Origin of the sequence: Wolbachia endosymbiont (group B) of Camptogramma bilineatum (assembly GCF_947251825.1) — a bacterium.
Lineage (GTDB): Bacteria > Pseudomonadota > Alphaproteobacteria > Rickettsiales > Anaplasmataceae > Wolbachia.
On the sequence record NZ_OX366391.1, the window covers coordinates 13,577 to 34,724 of the forward strand.

Here is a 21,148-nt window from a genome sequence, read left to right on the forward strand (position 1 = left end):
TAAACCTCATTTCAAAATATTAAAAACACGAATAGGCTTCACATAACCATGAGTAAAACTGCAAATTGCAATAGGTACATTACCCACTATCGTACAAAAAATATCATAATTCTTTAAACCACGCAAGTTATTTAATATAATTCCTTGACCTTTTCTGATTTTCTCCGCCTCCTCTAGGGAAATTTCAATTTTGAACATCGATTTTAAAACCGATTCAATGGGGATGATGAAACTTTTTGTATTACCTCCATCATCTTCTGCCATCCCACCTCCCTCTGTCATCCCAGTGTCAAGCACTGGGATCAAGCCTATTTCATCACGAACATTGTTTTTGACATATGCTCCTAGAATCTTTTGTCCATTACATGATTTGTAAGTATTTGTATCCAGTGTCAAGCACTGGGGAGAGTAAGTTGTTGTGTTTTTTTTAGTAAGTTGCTCAATTGTCACTGATTCATCTTCCTTAAAATCACCTACCATCGTTCTTCTTAATTGTGTAATATGTCCAAAACAATTTAATTCAATTCCAAGATCTCTTGCAATTGATCTTACATATACGCCGCTACCGCAGATCATAGAAAAATCGGCAATATTATTTATGGTATCCAAAAATATCATCTTTAGTTCATGTATTTTGACTTGTCGAGGTTTTATATTTACCTTTTGCCCACTTCTTGCTAATTTATATGCTCTTGCTCCCTTGATTTTCACTGCTGAAAATTGAGGAGGAGTTTGTGTTATCTCACCAATAAAATCCTTAATCGCATAGTTTATTTGGTTATATTCGGGTTTTATATCGCTAGTTCTAATGATATCACCACCCAAATCATCCGTAGTTGTTTGCTTTCCCCATTTGATTGTGAAATTGTATGCCTTTAAGTCACAAGATAAATACGGTATAGTTTTTGTTGCTTCACCAAGAGCGATCGGCAATACACCTGAAGACAAAGGGTCAAGTGTTCCCAGATGGCCGGCTTTTTTTATTCCAAAAATCCTTTTAATTTGAGTTACAGCTTTTGCAGAACTCATTCCTGTTGGTTTATCAAGATTCAGCCAGCCATTTACCATGTATCAATCTTACATAATTAGTAACAATTTAGAAAGTAGACAAAATATTAAGTTGTTAATATAAATGCTGACTAGTGTGCATTCTTAATATATAATTAACTTTTTATAAACCTTAATTAGGAGGAAGTGATTATGATTACAAGTATATGGAAACTAAAAAACATAGCACCTATAACAAAAATGAGTATTGAAGGTACAGTTGCAACTGCATCTTTGGCAGCAGCAATAACAACAGTATTGATTGCTACTAAAGTAATTGCTGGACCTACGTCTTTAGCGCTTATTGCTAGCCCTGCTGGAATTGCAGTTCTATTTATTGCCGCTGTATATTTTGCCGCAGCAGCTTATGCTTCATATCAGCAAATGAGTGCAATAGAAAATGCTAAGGGTGAAAAGGGTGAAAGAGGCGAACAAGGACCTCAGGGTGAGAAAGGTGACCAAGGTGAAAAAGGCGATAAGGGTGACCAAGGACCTCAAGGTACAGTACTTTCTGACAACGATTTCAAAGAAAAAGTTAAAGCTCTCTTAGAAGATCCTGATGTTACTAAAACACTTGATAACAAATACGCACTTAAGATTTAATACTAGCTAAATAGCACAAGAGGTAGAGATGATTCTGCCTCTTTTTTTTATTTGAGAAGAGTTACGGTAATCTATCCCACACCTCAACTACATCCTCACTGAACTCTATTATCTCTACTTTTTTGAATTTATGGCAGTTATTGATGGATTCAATCTCTAAATTCCCTACAAAAGGAGTGGCATCATTACCTAAAATTTTACCACTGCGGCAGATTATCAACCTGTCGATTAAATTGTGCTTTAATAATTCTGTAATCAACACTCCTCCACCTTCAACTAATAACCTTGTTATACCAATTTCTGAAACAAGTTTTGATACCATGTCTTTTAAGCAGACTTTGCCGATAACATCATGTTCCGATGTCATTCCAGCGCGTGACCAGTTTTCATTATGCAATTGCTTGAAGTTTTCTGGATCCCAGTGGCTGGGCACTGGGATGACAGGAGAAGGCATTGGAATGACAGGAGAGTGTGTTGGGGTAACATCTGGAATAACAGGAGGTTTGTGATTTGAATTGACTATCAAATAATTAATGTTTTTTATTTTTTTCTCTATTTCTCTGTTTGTAATCACCCAAGTTGTTATTTTGTCTGCAGTCTTTGCAATATTATGCTCTTCCTGCAATTTTGCTTGGCTATCGATAATTAGCCTTATTGGCGACCTTTCTTCGAGTCCTGGTAATCTGCAAGTTAAGAGTGGATCGTCATTGATAAGGGTACTACTGCCAATCATAATTGCATCATATTTTGCTCTGAGCTCATGTACCCAATTTCTCGTATCTTCACTTGTTATCCATTTGCTATCTCCTGTAAATGTTGCGATTTTTCCGTCAAGAGTTGTTGCGATTTTGCAAGCTATAAATGGTCTATGAAATTCTTTAGTGGTGAAAAAACCGACATTCAATACTTCTGCCTCTTTTTGCATAATACCTTGCTCAACTTCAATTCCTGCTTCTTTCAGAGCTTTAATTCCTCCACCTAAAACTCTACTATCTGGATCAATTGCTGCAATTACTACTCTTTTTATTCCTGATTTTATGATTTCTGCAGTGCAAGGTTCTGTAACTCCAAAGTGGCAGCATGGTTCAAGAGTGACGTACATAGTTGCATCATGAGTTAAATCTTTAGCATTTTGCAAAGCAACTACTTCTGCATGTGGACGTCCACCGATTCCTGTGTAGCCTTCACCGATCACCATACCGTTTTTTACAATGATACATCCAACAGCGGGATTTGGTGCAACACTTCCAAGACTTTTTTCTGCAAGTTTTAATGCGATCGACATGAAATAATCATCAGTCATTAGAAAGAAGTCATTTCGTATGAGGTATCAAAAATTCTTCTGTGCTCGTGTATGGCAAATCTATCTGTCATACCTGAGATATAATCACATATTATTACTGAACGCTGAGATTCACAAGCAAGCTTGTTCCACTCTGTGGGTAATAACCTTGGGTTTTCATAAAAACATTGAAAAAGCTCCTGTACTATACGTTTTGCTTTGTTCATTGTTCTGGTCAGTTTATAACTTCTGTATATTTTTTCCATGTTAAATTTTTTCATCTCTTTTGTGGCATTTGCAATTTCTGGTGAAAATGTGACTAGCATATTATTTAAGCTCCTTACATCTTCTACGCTTTTTATTTTGTAGTCTTTAATATTTCTTTCAGTCTGAAAAACGACATCATTTATCATAATTCCTATAGTTCTACTCAGTGATTCATGTATGAGTTTGCTTTGAGCCAATTCTGAATATTCGCTTTTTACTTCTTTGAACATTTTGCCAATTAAAGGAACATCGAGCAAATCTTCGGTTATTACTAAATTTGCCCTGAGTGCATCATCAAGATCATGCACACTGTAAGCGATGTCATCCGCAATTGAAGCAACTTGTGCTTCAATGCTTGAAAATTCCTCAAGTTTTAGATCATATTTTTCATTATATTTTAATAATAGCTGATTATTTGTAGAAGACTCTGCGTTTTGACCAAGCAAGGGACCGTTATGTTTTGCAACCCCTTCAATCACCTCCCAACTTAGATTCATACCATCAAAATCAGCATGTTTTTGTTCAAGATAAGTTAAAATCCTTATAGCTTGAACATTATGATCAAACTCATACTTCTCCTTATCAACTTGAACTAGAGCATTCTCACCTGTGTGACCAAATGGAGGATGACCAAGGTCATGTGCAAGCGCTATGCATTCGGTGATGTCCTCATCTAATCTGAGCCTGCGTGCGATGGATCTTGCAATTTGTGCAACTTCAAGGCTATGAGTTAGCCGAGTACGATAGTAATCATGCTCATAATTGATAAAAACTTGTGTTTTGTACCCCAATTTCCTAAACGCATTAGAGTGAATAATGCGGTCCCTATCACGCTGAAAGCAGCTGCGATTTTTATCTTCTGGCTCTTTAAAATTTCTTCCTTTTGTTTTATTTGGAAAGCACGCGTAACTTAATAGAAAATTATTGTTTGACATGTAAAATTTCTACTATAATAGGTTATCAATAATGAACGGTGGTTGTTATGTCAACAGATTACAATATTAGCTTAACTGACAATGCATTAAGGAAAATCCACTCCCTTGTAGAACAGGAAGGAGATGAGAGTTCTATTTTGCGGGTTGCAGTTTCAGGTGGTGGATGCTCTGGCTTCAAGTATAATTTTCTTATGGATCAAATAAATAAGAAGATGTCTTTGGATGACGATTTTGACGATGATGAAGACGACAATTTTGACGATGACGAAGATAGCGAGGATTATAGAAGCCACTCCAGTTTTAGTGAAAAAGGTAAAGATATAGTAATTAATGATGAGAATGGAAACCCTGTATTAATGGTTGATAATTGTTCAGCGAAATTTTTAAATAACTCAACTATAGATTATACTGAAGATCTAAGTGGTTCTGGTTTTCAAATCAAGAATGCTCTCGCTAAGTCTCGATGTGGGTGTGGTAACAGTTTCTCGGTCTAATTCTCCCTCCTGGATCTTTTTATAATATGGGTGGTGTAACACTAGAGCTAGCTTCTGTAAGTAAGAGCTTCAAAAAAAGTCCTGCTATTGTAGAAGATATCAATCTGAGTCTTATAAGAGGGCAAGTAGTTGCATTGATCGGCAGTTCAGGATCAGGAAAAACAACTATATTGCAAATTGCAGGCCTATTGGATAAGCCAACTTTAGGTGTAGTGACAATAGATGGAGTAAATTGTACGCAAGCCAGCAATAAATATAAAACTCATGTAAGAAGAAATTTTCTTAGCTTTGTTTATCAATTTCACTATTTATTACAAGAGTTATCAGTGTTGGAAAACGTTATGCTTCCTCAGCTTATTGCAAGAAGAAGCAAAGCTGAAGCAAAAAAAAAATCGCAAGCAATATTAGAAAAATTTGGTCTGGAAAATAAAGCAAGTAGTATGGTATCTGAAATTTCTGGTGGAGAAAGGCAGAGGGTTGCAATTGCAAGAAGCATTGTAAACTCTCCAAAGCTTTTACTTGCAGATGAGCCAACGGGAAATTTAGACCCAACAAATTCTTTGAATGTATTTTTGCTGTTACATTCATATGTAAAGGAAAATAACAGCTCTATGCTTATAGTAACACACAACTATATCCTTGCAGAAAAAGCAGATCACATTTTTCAGTTAAAAAACCGATCATTAGTAAAGCTGTAAATGGAAGAAACAAGTACAATACAAAGCTACCTATAACTTGTACTTATTTAACCAATGGTCATTAACGGAGTATAATTCGCATGAAATGCTTTCATTATTTTTTATACACGGACTCTTTAACTTACGCTGTTTACTTAGAAAGCATCCTGACAGCATAAACATTGCTAAAACGAGAAATAATAATTGCCTAAACATAACAAGACTTTTTTTATTTATATTAATACGTTCATTTCTCTCATTTATAAAGTTAGGCATATTCTTTTACCCTTATCTCTTTTTTAACTTTTTTGGAGGAAGTGACTGCACTGTTTAAGCGTAGTTTTATATAATTATCTATAATTTGAGCTACTTCCTCTTCTTTATCCCTTAAAAAGTGGTTAGTATCGTCTACTATATGGTATTCCATATGGTTATTTTTTACCGAATTTATTAACCTTTGTGCTAATTCTGTTACATCGCTTTCTTCTGAAATTGTATCATTATTACTTTGTATTATAAGTCCAGGAACTGGGCAAGGAGAGAGAAAAGAGAAATCGTACTTAGTTGCTGGAAGAGAAAGGGCAACAAAACTTACTATCTCTGGACGGCGCATTGTCAATTGCATAGCTACCCATGCTCCAAAAGAAAAACCAACTATCCAAATTGGAACATTGTTAGAGTTATGCTCCTGAAGCCAATCAATAGCTACTGCAGCATCAGTTAATTCTCCTATACCCTTATCAAAAGTTCCGGTAGATTTTCCGACACCACGAAAATTAATTGTCAATGCAGAAAAGTTATTATCGATAAAAGATTCATATATAGTATGTATAATCTTACTATCCATACTACCACCATATTGAGGGTGATGATGTAAAATTAGCACAACTGGTGCATTGGTATCTTTGCTTTGATGGTATCTACCTTCTATCTTTTTTGTTGAATTATTTAAAAAGACTTCTACCATGATAACTCCTAATAAAAACCTGTTTTGACAGGTGTTGATAATGTAAATTGTTTATTAATTATGTATTAATTTTCCTGTTTTTGCAATAAATTTTTATCGTGTTAAAGTTAACATACATAATTGGTTGATGGTAAGTGACAAATAAGCCTGTGAGTTTATTCTCTCTGGAAGACAGTAGTTGCGTGTATGCTGATTATAATGCAACTGCTCCAGTGAGTAAAAATGTAAAAAAAAGTATACTTGAGATTTTGTCGAAACAAACACTAAATCCATCATCGCTGCATAAAAGAGGACAAGAAGCGAGGAAGATTCTTAAAGAGGTAAGAGACAACGTACGTGATGCTCTTAGCATTCCAGATGATAAAGAAATAGTTTTTACGTCTGGTGCAACTGAAGCAAACAACCTCGTCATGAGAGGAATGAAAGGCTATCTGCATGTAATTTCAGCTATAGAGCATCCTTCAATTCTTAATTCTGCATGTAATCCACATATAATACCCGTTAATCAAGAGGGTATTATTGACTTTTTAGAGCTAGAGAAAATTCTAAGCGAACTTGAAGGGAATAAAGTAATAATTTCAGTGATGATGGCTAATAACGAAACTGGAGTTATCCAGCCTGTTAAGGAAATAGCTAAAATGGCACATAAATTCGGGGCAATCTGTCACACTGACGCTGCTCAAAGTGTTGGGAAAATCAAAGTAAACATGGAAGATTTAGGAGTGGATTTACTTACTTTATCTGCTCACAAATTTGGTGGTATAGCAGGTAGTGGAGTTTTAATATTTGACAAAAAGCTTGTAATAGAACCTACTATAATAGGTGGTGGGCAAGAAAAAGGATTGCGTGGTGGTACAGAAAACATTATTGCAATAGTAGGTCTTTCTGCTGCATTGCAAAACATTCCAGATCTTCTATCAAAGATGGATGAAGTAGAGAAGCTGCGTGATCAATTGGAGTATGGGTTATTAAGTCTTGTCAGTGATATCAAGATCTTTGGCAGAAATTCTAAAAGATTGCCAAATACAAGTTTCATTTATATGCCGAGAGTGAAGAATGATCTGCAGCTCATGTGCTTTGACTTAAATAATATTGCAGTCAGCAATGGTTCTGCATGTTCTTCTGGAAAAGTTGGGCCTTCTCATGTTTTGCTTGCAATGGGAGCAACAAAAGAGCAAGCAGAATGTTCAATTAGAATCAGTATAGGTCCGGAGGTTAAACCGCGAGACATAGAAAAAATAGTGGATTGTTGGTATAGTATCTATAAGAAGAATGCTTTAGTAAATGCAAAAACTACTTTCACCATTCCCCTTAAATCATGATAGAGGGAATGGTGAAAGTAATTTCTATTGCCAGAGGTTGTTATAATAGTTAAATGCTGCTGAAAACCGATTTGCTTATAGTTATGGAAGAAATTCTCTAATTGCATACCACACCATTCAATTGTAGTATGTCATTTTATACTTGATAAAAACGCTGTATTGTATTATAATATATCATCAAGAGATAATAAGGAGTTACATATGTCTTATATGAAAAACGAACAGGATATTCGCTCTCAGGGCGTTTATTATAGTGCTGGACTCAGGAGTTACCTAACTAAAGTATACAATTATATGGCTTTAGCTTTAGGTGTTACAGGGCTTGTTGCGTTTTTAACAGTGTTTTCTGGTCTTTCTCAAGTGATCTATTCTAATCCTGTTCTATCGCTTGTGGTAATGCTATCTCCAGTTGCATTGGTGTTTTATATGTCTTTTAGGCTTCAAAACCTAAGTGCTCAGTCGACACTTACTATATTTTTCTCGTTCTCAGTTTTAATGGGAATTTCTTTATCTCATATTTTTGTAGTTTACACTGCAGGAAATATAGCAAGAGCATTTTTCATTACATCGATCATGTTTGGTTCTATGGCTTTATATGGTAATACTACAAAAAAAGATCTTACCAGCATGGGTTCTTTTTTGATTATGGGAATCTGGGGGGTAATCATTGCATCTATAGTTAATCTGTTTCTTGGAAGCAGTCCTCTCTATTTTGCAATATCGTTTGTATCAGTGATAGTGTTTACTTTAATGACCGCATACGATGCTCAGAGAATCAAAGATGTTTATTATAGATATAATGATGGCTCAGAAGTTGCAACTACTAAGCTGGCAATACTTGGTGCAACTAATCTTTACTTTGACTTCATCAATATATTCCTCAATTTACTCAGGTTACTTAACTTGTTCAACAATAAGGATTAGATGATTTCCTTTTTAAGGGGAAACAATAAAAGTTCTATAGTTTTCCTCCTAATATCTTTAGTGGTATTGATGCTGTGTCTTGCATATGCTTCAGTACCGTTGTATAGCATCTTTTGTAAAGCTACTGGATATGGTGGCACAACGAGAAAAGTAACTAATGCAACAATAAATGCAACTGACCAAAAAATCAGGGTTCACCTTAATGCTGATATAATATCAGGTCTCCCTTGGGAATTTAAATCAGAAACTAACTACATCGATACAAATATAGGGCAACAAAGTTTAGTATTTTATTATGCAAAAAATTTATCTGATCAGCCTTCTTTTGGAATGGCAGTGTATAATGTCACACCTTTTAAAGCAGGTAAATATTTCAATAAAGTTGCATGCTTTTGTTTTGAAGAGCAAATGTTGCTACCAAAACAAAAAGCAGCTATGCCTATATCCTTTTACGTAGACCCTGAAATAATGCGTGACAATAGTACAAAAGATTTAAGTGAAATAACACTATCATATACGTTTTTTAAGCTTAAATAACAAACCTTTGACTATTGTTGATTTAAATAATAGTTATGCAACAGATCTATTTAATTGGGCAGAAGCACTTATTTGTTTTTTGCACACTAAGTACTTGTATTGCGGTTTTTGGTATTGCGAATTCCCATTCTTCACTATTTGCTTTACAGGCATTCCAGTACTCAGTTAACTCTTTATTACTTTTTATAGAGTCTGGCATTTTACTGTGAGTTTTTTTTCTAATGTATGCTCAATTAGAATTTTACAGCAATCCTTGGATTTCGTTGACTTATCTCTACCATATAATTTAGCAACATAGTCTAAAGCGGTATTTCCACCATAGTTTTCATTTGGGTTATCATTTACTCCCGCTTTTATGAGAGCTTTTAATATATCTGGAGAACGAGCCAAAACGCAGGCATGTAAATATCCTTTTTCATTTTGCACATTAGCTCCTGCTTTTATTAAAACTTGCGCTAAATTTGTTAAAGTGTATAATTTATAATTAATGGCAATAGAAAAAAGACTATCTATTGGAAAGCCATCATAATCTTTCAAGTCAAATTGGTGATTAATATCAAATCCTTTTTTTTCCCAAGAAGTATATAAATATTTACAATAATCTCTTTTTTTATCTGATTTTTGTATTCTATATTCTAACCTTTCTTTTATTTTTTTTATTACATTGTTAACATCCAAATCATTATCTTCATCCACTTTGCACAACACATTGAATAAAACACCATAAAGCCAAATTTCTCTGTTCATGATAATTTGTGCCTCAAAACTATTAACAATACGCTTATGTAGTGTATAAACTCTAAATAACATTTTGCAAAATATTAATTGCTAGATAACATAATTAAAGTTTTTGTCTTACATTTATCATGGTTAGAGCTATACAAATTAAAAAAACTGGGGGGCCAGAAGTATTAGAATTTGTAGATAAGAATATAGGTGAGCCAAAAGGCGAGGAAGTCTTAATAAGTCATACAACTATCGGCTTAAATCGTTATGATTTAGAACACAGAAAAGGTACACGCAAAATTAAAGATCTGCCATCAGTGCTTGGAGTGGAAGCAGTTGGGGTTATTGAAAAACTTGGTAAAAAAATCAGTGATGGATTCAAAGTTGGAGACAGAGTTGGATATTGCACAGCTCCTCCAGGGGCATATTGTGAAAAGCGCATTGTACACCAGAAATATTTGATAAAAATTCCGAATGATATACCTGATGAAGTTGCTGCTGCAGTGCTGTTTAAAGGTATGGCAGCTCACTATTTAGTTAATCAATCTTATAAAATCAGGCCTGGTGCTTTTGTCCTGGTTCATGGAGCTAATGGTGGTTTAGGGCAAATAATATGCCAATGGGCAAAGGATAAAAAAGGTGTAGTGATAGGTTCTGTGAGCTCTGATGAAAAAATGAAGATAGCTTTACAAAGTGGCTGCACATACGCAATCAACTATAACGATAAAGACTTCGTTTCTAAAATTATGGAGATTACAAAAAATAGAGGAGTAGGTGCAGTGTATGACCCTATAGGTTACGCTACAAGCAAGCTCTCTTTTGAATCTTTAGGTAAGTTTGGCATATATGTTTCCTATGGGCAGATATCAGGTAATGCTCCTCTTAGTTTTTCTTTACTTAGTTCACGTTCGTTATTTGCAACTGGAACTTCGATATATCACTATAAGTATGATAGATTCACATTAGTGCTTACTGCAATGGAAATTTTTAAAATGATAAGAAAAAAACTTTTCATTGTACGAATTAATAAAAAATATAAATTTGATGAAATAATAGAGGCTCATCGTGACATAGAAAATAGAAAAGTAAGTGGGCTGAATATTATCAAAGTTTCTTAAATAACTTAGTAACCTAAAATAATTATTCATTAAGTCATATCAACAAGAATTTCACATGGTTAGTTTTCTTATAACAAGTTAGTTTATTTGATGCAGGTGTAGAAGTTGATGATGTGTGTTCCTAGCTTTAGCTATTAGTCAATTCTTTCCATCCAAGAATCATTTTATTAGCTTGCCTCAATGTTTCAATAGAAGGCAAGTCTTCTGTGCTTAGTGGTAGACGAACAGTTTTGTGTTCTATAAGCCCAATGTCATGCAAGAGTGCTTTAGTAGGTATTGGATTGCTGGCAGTAAATAGAGTTTTGCAAGCTTGTTGCCAACTGTCTGCCTGAGGGTTCTCGCCACTCATGCATTGCTTAACATATTCATGTACTACACGTGGCCAAACATTGGCAGCAACAGAAACCAGACCAGCCGCACCCTTAGCAGCCATATCGGGTATCATATTATCATCTCCGCAAAAGACCTCAATATTTGGTTCAACTTTCTTATACTGAGTTAAAGTATCAACGGTGCCACTTGAATCTTTGATAGCCCAAAATTTTTCGTGGCTGGATAAGTTGCGTACAGTTTCAGCGTGAAGACTCACTCCTGCTCTTGATGGAATATTGTAAAGCATGGCTGGCACATGTGCTTTTTCAAGCAGCTTTTCAAACCATAAAGTTTGCCCCATGATTCCAGGTTTTGCATAAATGGGAGTTGTCATTAGATAGCCATGAATAGGCATACCCTTGCAAAAATCAAGCCATTCAAGAGTCTGATATAGATTCACTCCTGGTACACCAATTATAATTTTCGTATTTAATTTTAGCTCACATACAAATTCAACTAATGTGCGCTTTTCAGAATCAGTAAGTGATAAGCTTTCACCTGTGCTACCTAGCAACACTACACCATTTTCAGCTTCAGCTTGCATTGTTAGTAAACGCTGCAAGCTTTGGTAATCTATACTATCTCCACTGCAATTAAAAGGAGTAACACAAGCAGTCCATAAAAATGTAGATTTCAATTGAAGTTATTAAAATGGTATTTCATCATCGATTAGTTCGTCTTTTATATCGTTGTCAAAACTTCCGTGTTTATCTTTTTGTTCTGTTTCATTTTGTTTGTATTCACTTGGCTTGTAATCAGAGTTTGACATACTGTTTCGTGAATCTAAAAGGGTAAGGGCACTATTAAAGTTATATAGCACCACCTCTGTCGTATACCTTTCGCTACCATTTTGGTCAGTCCATTTTCTAGTTCTCAGAGAACCTTCAACGTAAACTTTACTACCTTTGCGCGCAAAATCCTTAACAATTTTTACTAATCCTTCGCTAAAAATTACAATATTATGCCATTCTGTCTTTTCAGAGCGCGTACCAGAAAATTTGTCAGTCCAACTTTCAGACGTGGCTATTGAAAAACTTGCCATCTCTTTTCCATTTTGTGTAGTCCTAATTTCAGGATCTTTTCCTAAATTACCAACTAATATGACTTTATTTATAGTACCACTAGACATAATTATGCTTTAAAATAAATCTCTTTATTATCTTATGTGAGAGTATTATTGTCAAATTTAATTAAAAACGCGCTTGGAGGGATTCGAACCCACGACCTTTGCCTCCGGAGGGCAACGCTCTATCCAACTGAGCTACAAGCGCAGATGTATTAGATTATTTAATAGATAAACTATCTAAATCAAATTTTTGTTCTGGATAAAGCGTAAACATAATACCTCCATGTCCAAAATGTACATTTTTAGAATTGCTTATCCGTTCTTTTGTTATCTTTTGGTTTACAGCCCATGAAAAAGTTACATAATTTTCAGTTACTGAGTGCACTTTTAAATCCTTAGTATTTATAAACAACTTTCCATTTACCCATATTTTCCATGTATCGGGGGAAAAGTATAAAATTGAATCTAAACTGACTACTTTGCAATTGAAATTTTCTTCCTCTGTAACTCCTGAAGACTGTAAGTTAAACTTTTCCATCTCACTAACTATTCTATTAACCTGCTCTTCATCAAAAAAAATGCTTTTTATGCTACCATATTGCGATAAAATACTCTCTGCTGCCTCTTTTATTATATCGTCTCGATCTATATAATAATTGTTGATAAAAAAACACTCCTTCGCACGCAAATTTGCTATATCAATGAAGTCATTTATTTCTTGATTTCCAACTTTTAAAATACTTTTTAAGTACTTCTTTTCTATAATCATTCCATCATTAGAATGATGACAGACCATTTCATCATTGCCTTGTCTTTCTATATATACACATAAATTTTCACTATTTAACCCTAATATTTTATGCTCAATAAAATCTTCATTACTAATATGCTGTTGGCAAGAATATTTTTTACAAATCCCTATATTTTCTACAAGATCTTCGCAATTGCAATATGCACTAACATTAAAAAATAGCAGCGTAAAAATAAAAAACAACTTTATATTCATCTACTTAATATGGTATACCAATCAAAAACTATACTAGCTCTCACTATCTCTATCATATTACCACTTAAAATCTGGTTTATAACTTTAGCATCTATATTTCTCTGCTTATTCAAGGTAAGAGATCTGATCATAACATAACCAGGAAGATTTGGAATAGACTGTAGAAATAAAAAAATATGCTTATCGCTAATTGAGCTTAAACTTAGAACCACTTCACTTCTTATTACTTTTTTATGTTCACTTTTATTGTGGAGTTCAGCTTCTTCAGGTATAGAAATTGATATTTCAGGTTCTAACATGTAGTGTTTTTTATATAGCTTGTTAAGCTCAAAATTTAAATTTGTAATGTATCTGCTACTATGTAAGTTTGAAGAAGAAATTCTTTTCCATAAATCTAGGTTTTTATTTAGAACGACTTCTTTCTTTTGAATTTCAATGATCTGTAAATTAATAGAGCGTATTTCCTCAGCTGCAGTTTGATTTTTATTATAAACCTTTTTGTTATAGATAATAAAACACGTTGATAACCCTATTAATACAATAGATAACAATAAGTAATATATGCACTGAATTGTAGCTTTTCTTTTTAGTTGAGAGATAGTCATCAATCTACATTGCCTCTCCTATTTCAACATCAATAGATAGATTTTTCTCTTTAGTAGTAGGTAAGCTAGAAATACTAATATCATGAGTACGGAAATTATCGTTTAAATTTTTCTGTAGTTTCTCGTATTGATAAGAAATGTCTTTACCAGATTGAAAATTAAACCTTAAAGTTGTGGTAATATAACTTTTTGCCTCATTATAATTCCACTCAAACGATTGAAGCTCTACACCTGGTACTTTTAACTTTTCTACATACTTAATTTGTGTGAGAGGAGAGTACTCTATTTTTGATAAAATATTATTTATATTAATAAAATCGTAAACTTCATCTATCTTTTTTACATTATAGCTTTGGCTAAGTGTTATTAGTTTGTTATTTAAAGCACTCCGCGTTGCAGATAAATTATCAGCAACATTAAAATTTGAATACAAATTTTGCAAACAAAAGGTGTTAATTACAACTAAAACCAAGAGTAGGTATAGAAAAATTTGAGGAGAATTTAAATAAAGATAATTAAATAGATAAAATTCTTTAGTTTCTTTTGTGTTAAAAATATTTATTGGCTTATTCTTAAAGCTATGGAACAAAATTGTAGTATCACAAAAGCTATCTTTTTCGCATATAGCTAATTCTGCTCCCAATAGTTTACCTAGCTCATATGGAGTCAATATGTTCACACTATTTTCTGAAAAATTTATAACTGATAAACTAGATTTAATAGCTTCTGATACTATGATGCAAAGGTCGATAGGGTCATTTTTTTCAAATCCAAACTTAGTTAAAGATTGAATTGTATTTTTCACTTCCTGATATATTTCACCAGCAATGATTCCTGGTAAATTATCATTAGTAAATGGTATTAAACGTGTAAATATCATTTTGTTCTCTTTAAGAACCACTTGTCTATAGCCACCTGTTTTAGTTGCAGCAACTATAATTTTCCAGTTACTAGGATCTTTGTGTAGAATCTTTTTTTCTATACTGACTAGTTCTATAGGAAACATTAATATTCCTTTAAAGTTAGAGCCTATTTCAACAAACACGTCCAACCAATATTCTATTAAATGATTTGCTTTTGATGAAACAAATAGATACCACCAGTTTTGATTAAATTTATTCGGCTTTTCGACCAAGAGAATAGAATTTATATCGTTATTATGAGCAAAATGCTCTACTTTTGTTTTTGCTGATAGATAAGCACTAATCCTATTTACTCTTGGGATAGACTGTAGCAAATAGTTCTGATCAGTGTGATTTAGAACCAGATATAAGGGTGCTTTTTTATCTGATGAGAGACATGAAATTAAGTCAGAAACAACTTTATTATTTTTGTCCTTAGCAAAATATCTTTTATTTAAAGTATCATTTTTAAAATATAGTAACATTGTGCCTTCTTTTCCTATAGAAAGCATAAACTTACTTTTGGGTTTTGACCCAAACATATTAACAAAGTGTATACTCATCTAGAATTAAAAAGGTAATTTATTGAAATTCATTAAACATTAGATGACAATATTACTTATATTATAAGTTTTTGATAAAATTAGTAGTAATATTAACCCTTTTGTATGATTAAGGTTTTTTATATTTGTGCTAGACACAACTTAACCTGACAAACGAGGATTAATTATATCTCAGCTTGATATTTTATTCTCCAACAGACTGAAAATTGAATTGAGCTAAAGACTTGATTTGACGCACGTTGTTGCACATTACCATTTAGTATACTTGAACTGAACATTTTCAGTGAATCCATCTGGCATGACTGAAACTTTTGTATTCATATTTATTTTTAAGTAATTTACTAGCTCATCAACTAATATATCAGGAGCAGAAGCACCTGCAGTAATTCCTATTTTTTCTGCGCCCTGCAACCAATTTTTGTTCATACATTTATAATTATCAATCAAATAGGCTCTTTTTCCTGTGGAAATGCACAGGTCTAATAAACGGTTTGAATTTGAACTGTTTTTGCTTCCTACAATTAACACTACGTCTGTAATTTTAGCCAATTTTTTAACAGCGTTCTGCCTATTTTGTGTTGCATAGCATATATCTTTTAAGTCGGGGCCTGTAATGCTTGGAAATCTGAGCTTTAGTGTAGCAATAATTTCTTTGGTATCGTCAATACTTAACGTGGTTTGTGTTACATAAGATAAATTATCTGGATCTTTGATTTGTAAATTGTATACGTCTTGCATAGTTTGCACTAGAGATATAGGATTACTTACTCTTCCTATAATTCCTTTAACTTCTGGATGATTTTCATGTCCAATTAGAATTAATTCTTTACCACTATCCTCATACCTTTTTGCCTCTTTATGTACTTTGCTAACTAATGGACATGTTGCATCAATCACTTGAACACCCTTTCTTTTTGCCTCATCCTCTATACTTTTCGACACTCCATGTGCGCTAAAGATCAATATTCCTCTATTGTCTTTAATGTCTTCTATGCTGCTTACAAAAACCACTCCTTGTTTCTTGAAGTCCTCTACTATATACTTATTATGAACGATTTCGTGTAGTACATAAACTTGGCGTTCATTTTTGTATTTCTCTAAAGTGATTGCTAATATGTCTACAGCTCTTTTAACCCCTGCACAGAAACCGCGTGGTTCAGCTAAGATAATCTGCATTTTTTAAGTAAGTATGTAAACATTGCTAAAAAGTAAGCTCCGCTCACTATGTTTCATATCATGACTGCTTTACTATAATTTTAAATTTATCATTACCAAGATTCTTATTAATATACCAGAAACCGTCATCTTTAATTACAAATTCAGGACCCTTGAGGTCTCTTGTTATTGTCCTTCCATCTTGGCCATCCATAGCAATATGGATATCGAATGTAACGATGTCTAGATTTACCATGGCTTTTTTCCCACTGTATGAATTTAGACTAAACTTGCCCAACATGACATCATTAATACTCACTTCTCCTGCATAAGTATCACACTGACCATCTATACAACACTCACTTTCAATATAAAAAAGATCTAACATATTTAAATCTATAAAAAAAAAGAACTAAATTTATATACTAAATACAATTCATCATTAATAAGCAACTATAGATTACTTTGGCTACAGCAATAATGTAAATGGAAGTATAACATAATTAATTGTATAAGAAACTACATTTTAGAGAAATGGTTGTTTAGTTTTTTTATTAATTTTTTTCACCATACTGTCAATCATGTGTTTTATTCCTTGATATACAGAGTATATACTTTCGTCATTACGCATATAAGCAGAGCAGGAAAATACATTATGTTTTTCATCTTCTATTGATAACTCTGTATCGCATTTTATATGTTCGCCGCCGAGTTTCTCTATTAACTGTTCTTTATCGTCTCCTATAGTTACCTTAATCTTACTTTCTTCTTTACTTATCTTGCTACTTAAAATTGAAGCAATAACGGCTGGAGATATACATATAGTTCCTATTGGCTTTTTTGCAACAAAGAACTCTGAGACTAATCTTTCAAACTCAGGCATTACTGTTTTATTTTTAGCTAAGTCAGATAAATTTTTCGCAACTCCATATCCACCAGGTACAATTAGCATATCAAAATTTTCAGCTTTAGCTTCTCTTAAATCATCTATCTCACCTCTTGCAATTCTTGCTGCTTCTACAAGTACATTTCTTTTTTCTTTTACTGCCTCTTTTGTTTTGTGATCCATAACTTGTGTAATGTCAACGTCAGGAGCAAAACATGTGACTTCGACTTCCTGCTGATCAAGCACAAGCAAACTTAAAACCGCTTCTCTCACCTCTGTGCCGTCGAGGTGGCCGCATCCTGATAAAACCACAGCGGCTCTTAATTTTTTCTCACCCATAAAATACCTTGATTTCATATAATCTAGGTATTGTAATACAAATTCCATATTTGGAAAGGAGTAATTATTTTATGTCAATTGTAATATAATTAATAATTAGTATATATAATTAGGCATATTTATAATTGATAGGAATTGAATATGGTACAAGGTGGTACAACAAATCCAACCAATTCGGACGAGTTCATTGAAAATGTAGTAAAATACATTAGTGAAAGAAAAGATTTGTTGGAAGCATTGAAGTCTCTATTACAAGCAAATGAATTTGTAAAAAGCGGTGAAATTTTGACGAATCATCTATCAAGGATGTATCTGAATTGCTGATAAAAGATAAAGATCTTTTGAAGAACGCAATAGATATTGTAAAGGAGTATCTTGAGAAAGACGATAATCAATTAAAAATGCTTCTTGCGCAAGTAAGTAAAGTAAAAGGCATGGAGGAAAAGCTTGAAGCTTTAGGTAACCAACTGTTAGCTCAGGGGGTAATAAGTGGAGCAGCAGTTACAACACTAACAGGTGCACCTACCCCTACAACAACATTGCAAGCATTGATTTTTTTCCATATGAAAAGAGTCTGGAAGCTCTTTTACTCTAAACACGATGTTTACATCCTCAAAATTAATCTCAATTCGCTTAACTAACGTTCTAATAATATCACGTTTAGTTAGCCAGTCTGCATTATTAAGACTTGAGTTAATACTAGAGGAAAACCCCTCTAAATTTGTTACTACTAGAGTTAACTCTTGTGTGAGTTTTTTCTGATCAAATATCTTTTTCTTTTGTTCTTCAACCATTTTTAAGTTTTGTTTCATTGCTTTAACTCTTGGCTCAAATTCTTCTTGATCAATATATTCTTGAGCATAACTATCAATTAACCTTGCAATACCTCGTTTTAACTTATCTTCTTGTGTTTCAAGCAAAGCGCTTTTTTGATCTAGTGGTGATTTTTTAAGTTCTGAAAGTCTACGTTTATACTCCTCTAATATTCTATTTGGATTTTTTAATAGGTGTTTTACCTCTTTCCACACAGCCATGTCCAATGTATCTGTACGAATTAATTTGTTGTTACACATTTTATTACCGCCAAAACGGTATGAATCCGTACCAATACAACGATAATATACCTGATTATTAGTTTTTTTTCCCTCCTTATTCCTTGCAGTGCTAGTACCATAATATGCATAATTGCAAAGCTTACATACTACTAAACCTTGCAATAAATGTTTTGCTCCTCTTTGTCTTGTTCTTGCTATTTTTCTATTCTCAGCTAATTGTTCTTGAACGATTTTAAATAAATCTTCGCTTACTATACTAGGTACTTTAATATAAATCCAATCCTCTTTTGGAACAGGATAAGTAGAATAATTATCTTTTGGATGCTCGCAGGAGTTTTTTTCGGTCTTATATGTTTTAGTTTTACGCCAAACCTTGTTTTACCAAAAGCTGCTTGTCCTTTATAAGCAGTGTTTTTTAACATACTCAAAACTACAGCCCTATCCCAATACTCTTTTCCAGTTCTCGTCATAATGGAAATAGCACTTAGCCTACGACATACTTCTCCTATACTGGCTCTTTCTCTTCCTACCCAAGAAAATACTTTACGAACAACTTCAGCTTCTTCTTCATAAATCTCAAATAAGGCCTGTCCTGTTTCTGTATTTTTGTTTATATAACGATAGCCATAAGGAGCAGCACTCATTACACTTATACAACCCTTATTTGCTGCATAAATCTTTCCTCGACGACTTCGTTCCATGATTTTTGCACGTTCGTATTCTGCTATCATACCTTGCATTTGTAATAGTAATTGAGATTCTGGATTATCGCTAATTTGATAATTTAAAAAAATGACTTCCACTCCTAACTTCTTAAACTCTTCAAGTAATATCATCTGATATGCATACTTACGAGATAAACGATCAGGAGAATGAATATAAACCTTATCAATGTTACCTTCTGCTATTTTATCACGTAATTTTTCCAAACCAGGACGGATTATGTTAGAACCACTATAACCATTATCAATAAATTTATATTCATTTAATAATTTATCTCCATCCATACTAATTTGATTCTCTATAGCAGCAATTTGGCTTGCTATTGTATCTTCTTGTGCTTGCCTCCCTGAAGAAACTCTTGCATATAAACTAACTGTTACCATTTTACCGTCCTCAAATCTACTTTCTTATATTCAGAGTTTTCTTCCTTTTTGCTCGCTTTTATTGGTTTACTTAACACTAATTTTTCATATGCATCTAATAGATACAACTCTGCTAATCGATTTACTTCATAACTACAACTAATCCGCACTATTAATTTCTTGTTGCCCATGAGCTCTACCATATATTATCCATCGAGACATATGGTTATTTGATCATTGGCTCTATAAATAAATTCAACTCTCCGTTCTTTTTGTAGAAGCTTTCGAGAAATAGTCTTCTCAAGTTTCAGGTTTATTGCAATATTGTTGGCGGAGTCCTAGCAGGTACATTAGCAATAGGAGGAGTGACCGGTGCATTAATTGTTGGTGGAGCAGCATTTGTAGGATTTATGGCACTAGTTGCTATAGCTGCTATTGGTTATGCTATATATCAGCATAGAGGTGAGATAAAAGAAGGTGCGGTTGAAGCAGGAAAAGCAGTGAAAAGTTTTGTGAAAGATGTGATCGATAAATTACCTACAATTCAAGCAAGAGAGAATAATTTTGATAGATTACGTAGTGAATTGCTTGCAGCTATTGCAGACAATACTAAGTTAAAAGCAGGGCAAAGCATTGAAGACGCTAATAATCAGAACAAGATAGTAGAAATGCTTCGAAATCAAGAGCAACTAGCAGCCATAGGACAGTTAATAGGGGAAAATAAGGCTGTTCTTTTGAGCAATCTCATGAGCAAGGGTACTAGTACTCATGAGGAAGATATGGAGAAACTTGTAGGTTTTATGAGTGAATTTCAACCTGCAATTATGGCCATTGGTGATAATGACATAGAGAAGGTAAGAGAAAAAGTTAATGAGAAAGTTAAAGAAATGAAGCCAAGTCCTGAAGTGAAGAATCCAAGTTCTGAACAAGTTGATGGAAACAAAATGAAAAAATAGAATTGATGCATTTGGGGAGCGTTTTAATGTATCTGTCTATCTTATTTTGCCACCCTGCTAAGCGGACACAAAAAATTACTTCCGCATATTTTAAATCTGATTATAATAACAATTAGAGATATTTATTGAGCTCAAAATCTATCTTTAGTCTGCAGACCTTTTTATTAAACTCATAAAAAATGTATTCTTCAGTGTATACTTAATTTCTGTCATGTGTGCGCTGCATTTTTTTTCTAATCTTTTTTACATGGGGATTTTA

At 33.4% G+C, this 21,148-nt stretch carries 26 protein-coding genes and 1 tRNA gene; 9 read left to right on the plus strand and 18 right to left on the minus strand.

Features of this window, described 5'->3' with window-relative positions; genetic code table 11:
- Positions 1-6: 6 nt before the first annotated feature.
- On the minus strand, positions 7-1,068 hold the full coding sequence (gene truB / locus OPR44_RS00065) for a tRNA pseudouridine(55) synthase TruB (RefSeq protein ID WP_264377517.1): 1,062 nt from the start codon (positions 1,066-1,068) through the stop codon (positions 7-9).
- A gap of 132 nt (positions 1,069-1,200) precedes the next feature.
- Between truB and OPR44_RS00070 the strand changes: the two genes are divergently transcribed.
- Complete coding sequence (locus OPR44_RS00070; RefSeq protein WP_264377516.1) at positions 1,201-1,650, plus strand: collagen-like triple helix repeat-containing protein; 450 nt, start codon at positions 1,201-1,203, stop codon at positions 1,648-1,650.
- A 61-nt stretch (positions 1,651-1,711) separates the two neighbouring features.
- On the opposite strand, the gene ribD is transcribed toward OPR44_RS00070, so the two are convergent.
- Both ribD and OPR44_RS00080 read right to left on the minus strand, forming a co-directional pair.
- A complete protein-coding gene (gene ribD / locus OPR44_RS00075) occupies positions 1,712-2,953 on the minus strand; it encodes a bifunctional diaminohydroxyphosphoribosylaminopyrimidine deaminase/5-amino-6-(5-phosphoribosylamino)uracil reductase RibD (protein ID WP_265014962.1) in 1,242 nt (413 codons plus the stop codon).
- Positions 2,953-4,134: a deoxyguanosinetriphosphate triphosphohydrolase gene (locus tag OPR44_RS00080; RefSeq protein ID WP_265014963.1), complete on the minus strand. Its 1,182-nt coding sequence runs from the start codon at positions 4,132-4,134 to the stop codon at positions 2,953-2,955. The genes ribD and OPR44_RS00080 overlap by 1 nt, the downstream gene beginning before the upstream one ends.
- A gap of 47 nt (positions 4,135-4,181) precedes the next feature.
- Here OPR44_RS00080 and OPR44_RS00085 point away from each other — a divergent pair, with 47 nt between their 5' ends.
- Together OPR44_RS00085 and OPR44_RS00090 are read left to right on the plus strand one after the other, a co-directional pair.
- Positions 4,182-4,628, plus strand: coding sequence for a HesB/IscA family protein (locus OPR44_RS00085; protein WP_265014964.1), 447 nt, complete (start codon positions 4,182-4,184; stop codon positions 4,626-4,628).
- 26 nt (positions 4,629-4,654) lie between these two features.
- Positions 4,655-5,326, plus strand: a complete 672-nt coding sequence (locus OPR44_RS00090; protein WP_265014965.1) for an ABC transporter ATP-binding protein — start codon at positions 4,655-4,657, stop codon at positions 5,324-5,326.
- Between the two features lie 247 nt (positions 5,327-5,573).
- On the opposite strand, the gene OPR44_RS00095 is transcribed toward OPR44_RS00090, so the two are convergent.
- A complete protein-coding gene (locus OPR44_RS00095; protein ID WP_010407025.1) occupies positions 5,574-6,272 on the minus strand; it encodes an alpha/beta hydrolase in 699 nt (232 codons plus the stop codon).
- A 134-nt stretch (positions 6,273-6,406) separates the two neighbouring features.
- On the opposite strand from OPR44_RS00095, the gene OPR44_RS00100 reads away from it, so the two are divergent.
- From OPR44_RS00100 to OPR44_RS00110, 3 genes are all read left to right on the plus strand, one after another.
- Positions 6,407-7,594 (plus strand): cysteine desulfurase family protein, encoded by a 1,188-nt coding sequence (locus OPR44_RS00100; protein ID WP_250120184.1) that lies wholly within the window; start codon positions 6,407-6,409, stop codon positions 7,592-7,594.
- 201 nt (positions 7,595-7,795) lie between these two features.
- Positions 7,796-8,518 carry a Bax inhibitor-1/YccA family protein gene (locus tag OPR44_RS00105; RefSeq protein WP_265014966.1) on the plus strand — a complete coding sequence of 241 codons (723 nt, stop codon included), beginning with the start codon at positions 7,796-7,798 and terminating at the stop codon, positions 8,516-8,518.
- Positions 8,519-9,055 carry a cytochrome c oxidase assembly protein gene (locus OPR44_RS00110; RefSeq protein WP_265014967.1) on the plus strand — a complete coding sequence of 179 codons (537 nt, stop codon included), beginning with the start codon at positions 8,519-8,521 and terminating at the stop codon, positions 9,053-9,055.
- Positions 9,056-9,101: 46 nt separating this feature from the next.
- On the opposite strand, the gene OPR44_RS00115 is transcribed toward OPR44_RS00110, so the two are convergent.
- Both OPR44_RS00115 and OPR44_RS00120 read right to left on the minus strand, forming a co-directional pair.
- Complete coding sequence (locus OPR44_RS00115; protein ID WP_265014968.1) at positions 9,102-9,254, minus strand: hypothetical protein; 153 nt, start codon at positions 9,252-9,254, stop codon at positions 9,102-9,104.
- Positions 9,239-9,865, minus strand: a complete 627-nt coding sequence (locus tag OPR44_RS00120; protein WP_265014969.1) for an ankyrin repeat domain-containing protein — start codon at positions 9,863-9,865, stop codon at positions 9,239-9,241. Before OPR44_RS00120 ends, OPR44_RS00115 begins: the two co-directional genes overlap by 16 nt.
- Before the next feature lie 56 nt (positions 9,866-9,921).
- On the opposite strand from OPR44_RS00120, the gene OPR44_RS00125 reads away from it, so the two are divergent.
- Complete coding sequence (locus OPR44_RS00125; protein WP_265014970.1) at positions 9,922-10,899, plus strand: quinone oxidoreductase family protein; 978 nt, start codon at positions 9,922-9,924, stop codon at positions 10,897-10,899.
- A gap of 127 nt (positions 10,900-11,026) precedes the next feature.
- On the opposite strand, the gene dapA is transcribed toward OPR44_RS00125, so the two are convergent.
- The 9 genes from dapA to elbB all read right to left on the minus strand — a co-directional run bounded on the left by dapA (position 11,027) and on the right by elbB (position 17,793).
- Positions 11,027-11,908 (minus strand): 4-hydroxy-tetrahydrodipicolinate synthase, encoded by an 882-nt coding sequence (gene dapA, locus OPR44_RS00130; RefSeq protein WP_264375149.1) that lies wholly within the window; start codon positions 11,906-11,908, stop codon positions 11,027-11,029.
- A 9-nt stretch (positions 11,909-11,917) separates the two neighbouring features.
- Entirely contained in the window at positions 11,918-12,400 is a 483-nt protein-coding gene (gene ssb / locus OPR44_RS00135) for a single-stranded DNA-binding protein (protein WP_006014313.1), read from the minus strand.
- A gap of 68 nt (positions 12,401-12,468) precedes the next feature.
- Positions 12,469-12,542 (minus strand) — tRNA-Arg (locus OPR44_RS00140).
- Between the two features lie 12 nt (positions 12,543-12,554).
- Positions 12,555-13,343 carry a hypothetical protein gene (locus OPR44_RS00145; RefSeq protein WP_265014971.1) on the minus strand — a complete coding sequence of 263 codons (789 nt, stop codon included), beginning with the start codon at positions 13,341-13,343 and terminating at the stop codon, positions 12,555-12,557.
- Positions 13,340-13,948, minus strand: a complete 609-nt coding sequence (locus OPR44_RS00150) for a hypothetical protein (RefSeq protein WP_265014972.1) — start codon at positions 13,946-13,948, stop codon at positions 13,340-13,342. The genes OPR44_RS00145 and OPR44_RS00150 overlap by 4 nt, the downstream gene beginning before the upstream one ends.
- Positions 13,949-13,952: 4 nt before the next feature.
- Entirely contained in the window at positions 13,953-15,413 is a 1,461-nt protein-coding gene (locus tag OPR44_RS00155; RefSeq protein WP_265014973.1) for a hypothetical protein, read from the minus strand.
- 249 nt (positions 15,414-15,662) lie between these two features.
- Positions 15,663-16,589: a 4-hydroxy-3-methylbut-2-enyl diphosphate reductase gene (ispH, locus tag OPR44_RS00160; protein WP_265014974.1), complete on the minus strand. Its 927-nt coding sequence runs from the start codon at positions 16,587-16,589 to the stop codon at positions 15,663-15,665.
- A gap of 58 nt (positions 16,590-16,647) precedes the next feature.
- The gene (locus tag OPR44_RS00165) at positions 16,648-16,956 is read right to left on the minus strand and encodes a hypothetical protein (protein WP_265014975.1); all 309 of its coding nucleotides are present in this window, start codon (positions 16,954-16,956) and stop codon (positions 16,648-16,650) included.
- A 138-nt stretch (positions 16,957-17,094) separates the two neighbouring features.
- Positions 17,095-17,793, minus strand: a complete 699-nt coding sequence (gene elbB / locus OPR44_RS00170; protein WP_265014976.1) for an isoprenoid biosynthesis glyoxalase ElbB — start codon at positions 17,791-17,793, stop codon at positions 17,095-17,097.
- A 141-nt stretch (positions 17,794-17,934) separates the two neighbouring features.
- Between elbB and OPR44_RS00175 the strand changes: the two genes are divergently transcribed.
- Positions 17,935-18,117 carry a hypothetical protein gene (locus tag OPR44_RS00175; protein WP_265014977.1) on the plus strand — a complete coding sequence of 61 codons (183 nt, stop codon included), beginning with the start codon at positions 17,935-17,937 and terminating at the stop codon, positions 18,115-18,117.
- Positions 18,118-18,302: 185 nt separating this feature from the next.
- Here OPR44_RS00175 and OPR44_RS00180 read toward each other — a convergent pair whose 3' ends face one another.
- The 3 genes from OPR44_RS00180 to OPR44_RS00190 form a co-directional block, all read right to left on the minus strand.
- On the minus strand, positions 18,303-19,010 hold the full coding sequence (locus OPR44_RS00180; protein WP_265014978.1) for a recombinase zinc ribbon domain-containing protein: 708 nt from the start codon (positions 19,008-19,010) through the stop codon (positions 18,303-18,305).
- 89 nt (positions 19,011-19,099) lie between these two features.
- Complete coding sequence (locus OPR44_RS00185; protein WP_265014979.1) at positions 19,100-19,954, minus strand: recombinase family protein; 855 nt, start codon at positions 19,952-19,954, stop codon at positions 19,100-19,102.
- Complete coding sequence (locus OPR44_RS00190) at positions 19,948-20,136, minus strand: hypothetical protein (protein WP_038249248.1); 189 nt, start codon at positions 20,134-20,136, stop codon at positions 19,948-19,950. The genes OPR44_RS00185 and OPR44_RS00190 overlap by 7 nt, the downstream gene beginning before the upstream one ends.
- A gap of 162 nt (positions 20,137-20,298) precedes the next feature.
- On the opposite strand from OPR44_RS00190, the gene OPR44_RS00195 reads away from it, so the two are divergent.
- Positions 20,299-20,889, plus strand: a complete 591-nt coding sequence (locus OPR44_RS00195; RefSeq protein ID WP_265014980.1) for a hypothetical protein — start codon at positions 20,299-20,301, stop codon at positions 20,887-20,889.
- Positions 20,890-21,148 lie beyond the last annotated feature (259 nt).

Excerpts from the sequence above, each read along its gene's own strand:
- OPR44_RS00110 (WP_265014967.1), top strand. The coding sequence starts at position 8,519 with ATGATTTCCTTTTTAAGGGGAAACAATAAAAGTTCTATAGTTTTCCTC.
- OPR44_RS00175 (WP_265014977.1), top strand. The coding sequence starts at position 17,935 with ATGGTACAAGGTGGTACAACAAATCCAACCAATTCGGACGAGTTCATT.
- OPR44_RS00120 (WP_265014969.1), bottom strand. The coding sequence starts at position 9,865 with ATGTTATTTAGAGTTTATACACTACATAAGCGTATTGTTAATAGTTTT.
- ribD (WP_265014962.1), bottom strand. The coding sequence starts at position 2,953 with ATGACTGATGATTATTTCATGTCGATCGCATTAAAACTTGCAGAAAAA.
- OPR44_RS00190 (WP_038249248.1), bottom strand. The coding sequence starts at position 20,136 with ATGGTAGAGCTCATGGGCAACAAGAAATTAATAGTGCGGATTAGTTGT.
- OPR44_RS00105 (WP_265014966.1), top strand. The coding sequence starts at position 7,796 with ATGTCTTATATGAAAAACGAACAGGATATTCGCTCTCAGGGCGTTTAT.
- OPR44_RS00150 (WP_265014972.1), bottom strand. The coding sequence starts at position 13,948 with ATGACTATCTCTCAACTAAAAAGAAAAGCTACAATTCAGTGCATATAT.
- elbB (WP_265014976.1), bottom strand. The coding sequence starts at position 17,793 with ATGGGTGAGAAAAAATTAAGAGCCGCTGTGGTTTTATCAGGATGCGGC.
- OPR44_RS00155 (WP_265014973.1), bottom strand. The coding sequence starts at position 15,413 with ATGAGTATACACTTTGTTAATATGTTTGGGTCAAAACCCAAAAGTAAG.
- ispH (WP_265014974.1), bottom strand. The coding sequence starts at position 16,589 with ATGCAGATTATCTTAGCTGAACCACGCGGTTTCTGTGCAGGGGTTAAA.
- ssb (WP_006014313.1), bottom strand. The coding sequence starts at position 12,400 with ATGTCTAGTGGTACTATAAATAAAGTCATATTAGTTGGTAATTTAGGA.
- OPR44_RS00185 (WP_265014979.1), bottom strand. The coding sequence starts at position 19,954 with ATGGTAACAGTTAGTTTATATGCAAGAGTTTCTTCAGGGAGGCAAGCA.
- OPR44_RS00165 (WP_265014975.1), bottom strand. The coding sequence starts at position 16,956 with ATGTTAGATCTTTTTTATATTGAAAGTGAGTGTTGTATAGATGGTCAG.
- truB (WP_264377517.1), bottom strand. The coding sequence starts at position 1,068 with ATGGTAAATGGCTGGCTGAATCTTGATAAACCAACAGGAATGAGTTCT.
- OPR44_RS00070 (WP_264377516.1), top strand. The coding sequence starts at position 1,201 with ATGATTACAAGTATATGGAAACTAAAAAACATAGCACCTATAACAAAA.
- OPR44_RS00090 (WP_265014965.1), top strand. The coding sequence starts at position 4,655 with ATGGGTGGTGTAACACTAGAGCTAGCTTCTGTAAGTAAGAGCTTCAAA.
- OPR44_RS00125 (WP_265014970.1), top strand. The coding sequence starts at position 9,922 with ATGGTTAGAGCTATACAAATTAAAAAAACTGGGGGGCCAGAAGTATTA.
- OPR44_RS00080 (WP_265014963.1), bottom strand. The coding sequence starts at position 4,134 with ATGTCAAACAATAATTTTCTATTAAGTTACGCGTGCTTTCCAAATAAA.
- OPR44_RS00085 (WP_265014964.1), top strand. The coding sequence starts at position 4,182 with ATGTCAACAGATTACAATATTAGCTTAACTGACAATGCATTAAGGAAA.
- OPR44_RS00095 (WP_010407025.1), bottom strand. The coding sequence starts at position 6,272 with ATGGTAGAAGTCTTTTTAAATAATTCAACAAAAAAGATAGAAGGTAGA.
- OPR44_RS00115 (WP_265014968.1), bottom strand. The coding sequence starts at position 9,254 with ATGCCAGACTCTATAAAAAGTAATAAAGAGTTAACTGAGTACTGGAAT.
- OPR44_RS00145 (WP_265014971.1), bottom strand. The coding sequence starts at position 13,343 with ATGAATATAAAGTTGTTTTTTATTTTTACGCTGCTATTTTTTAATGTT.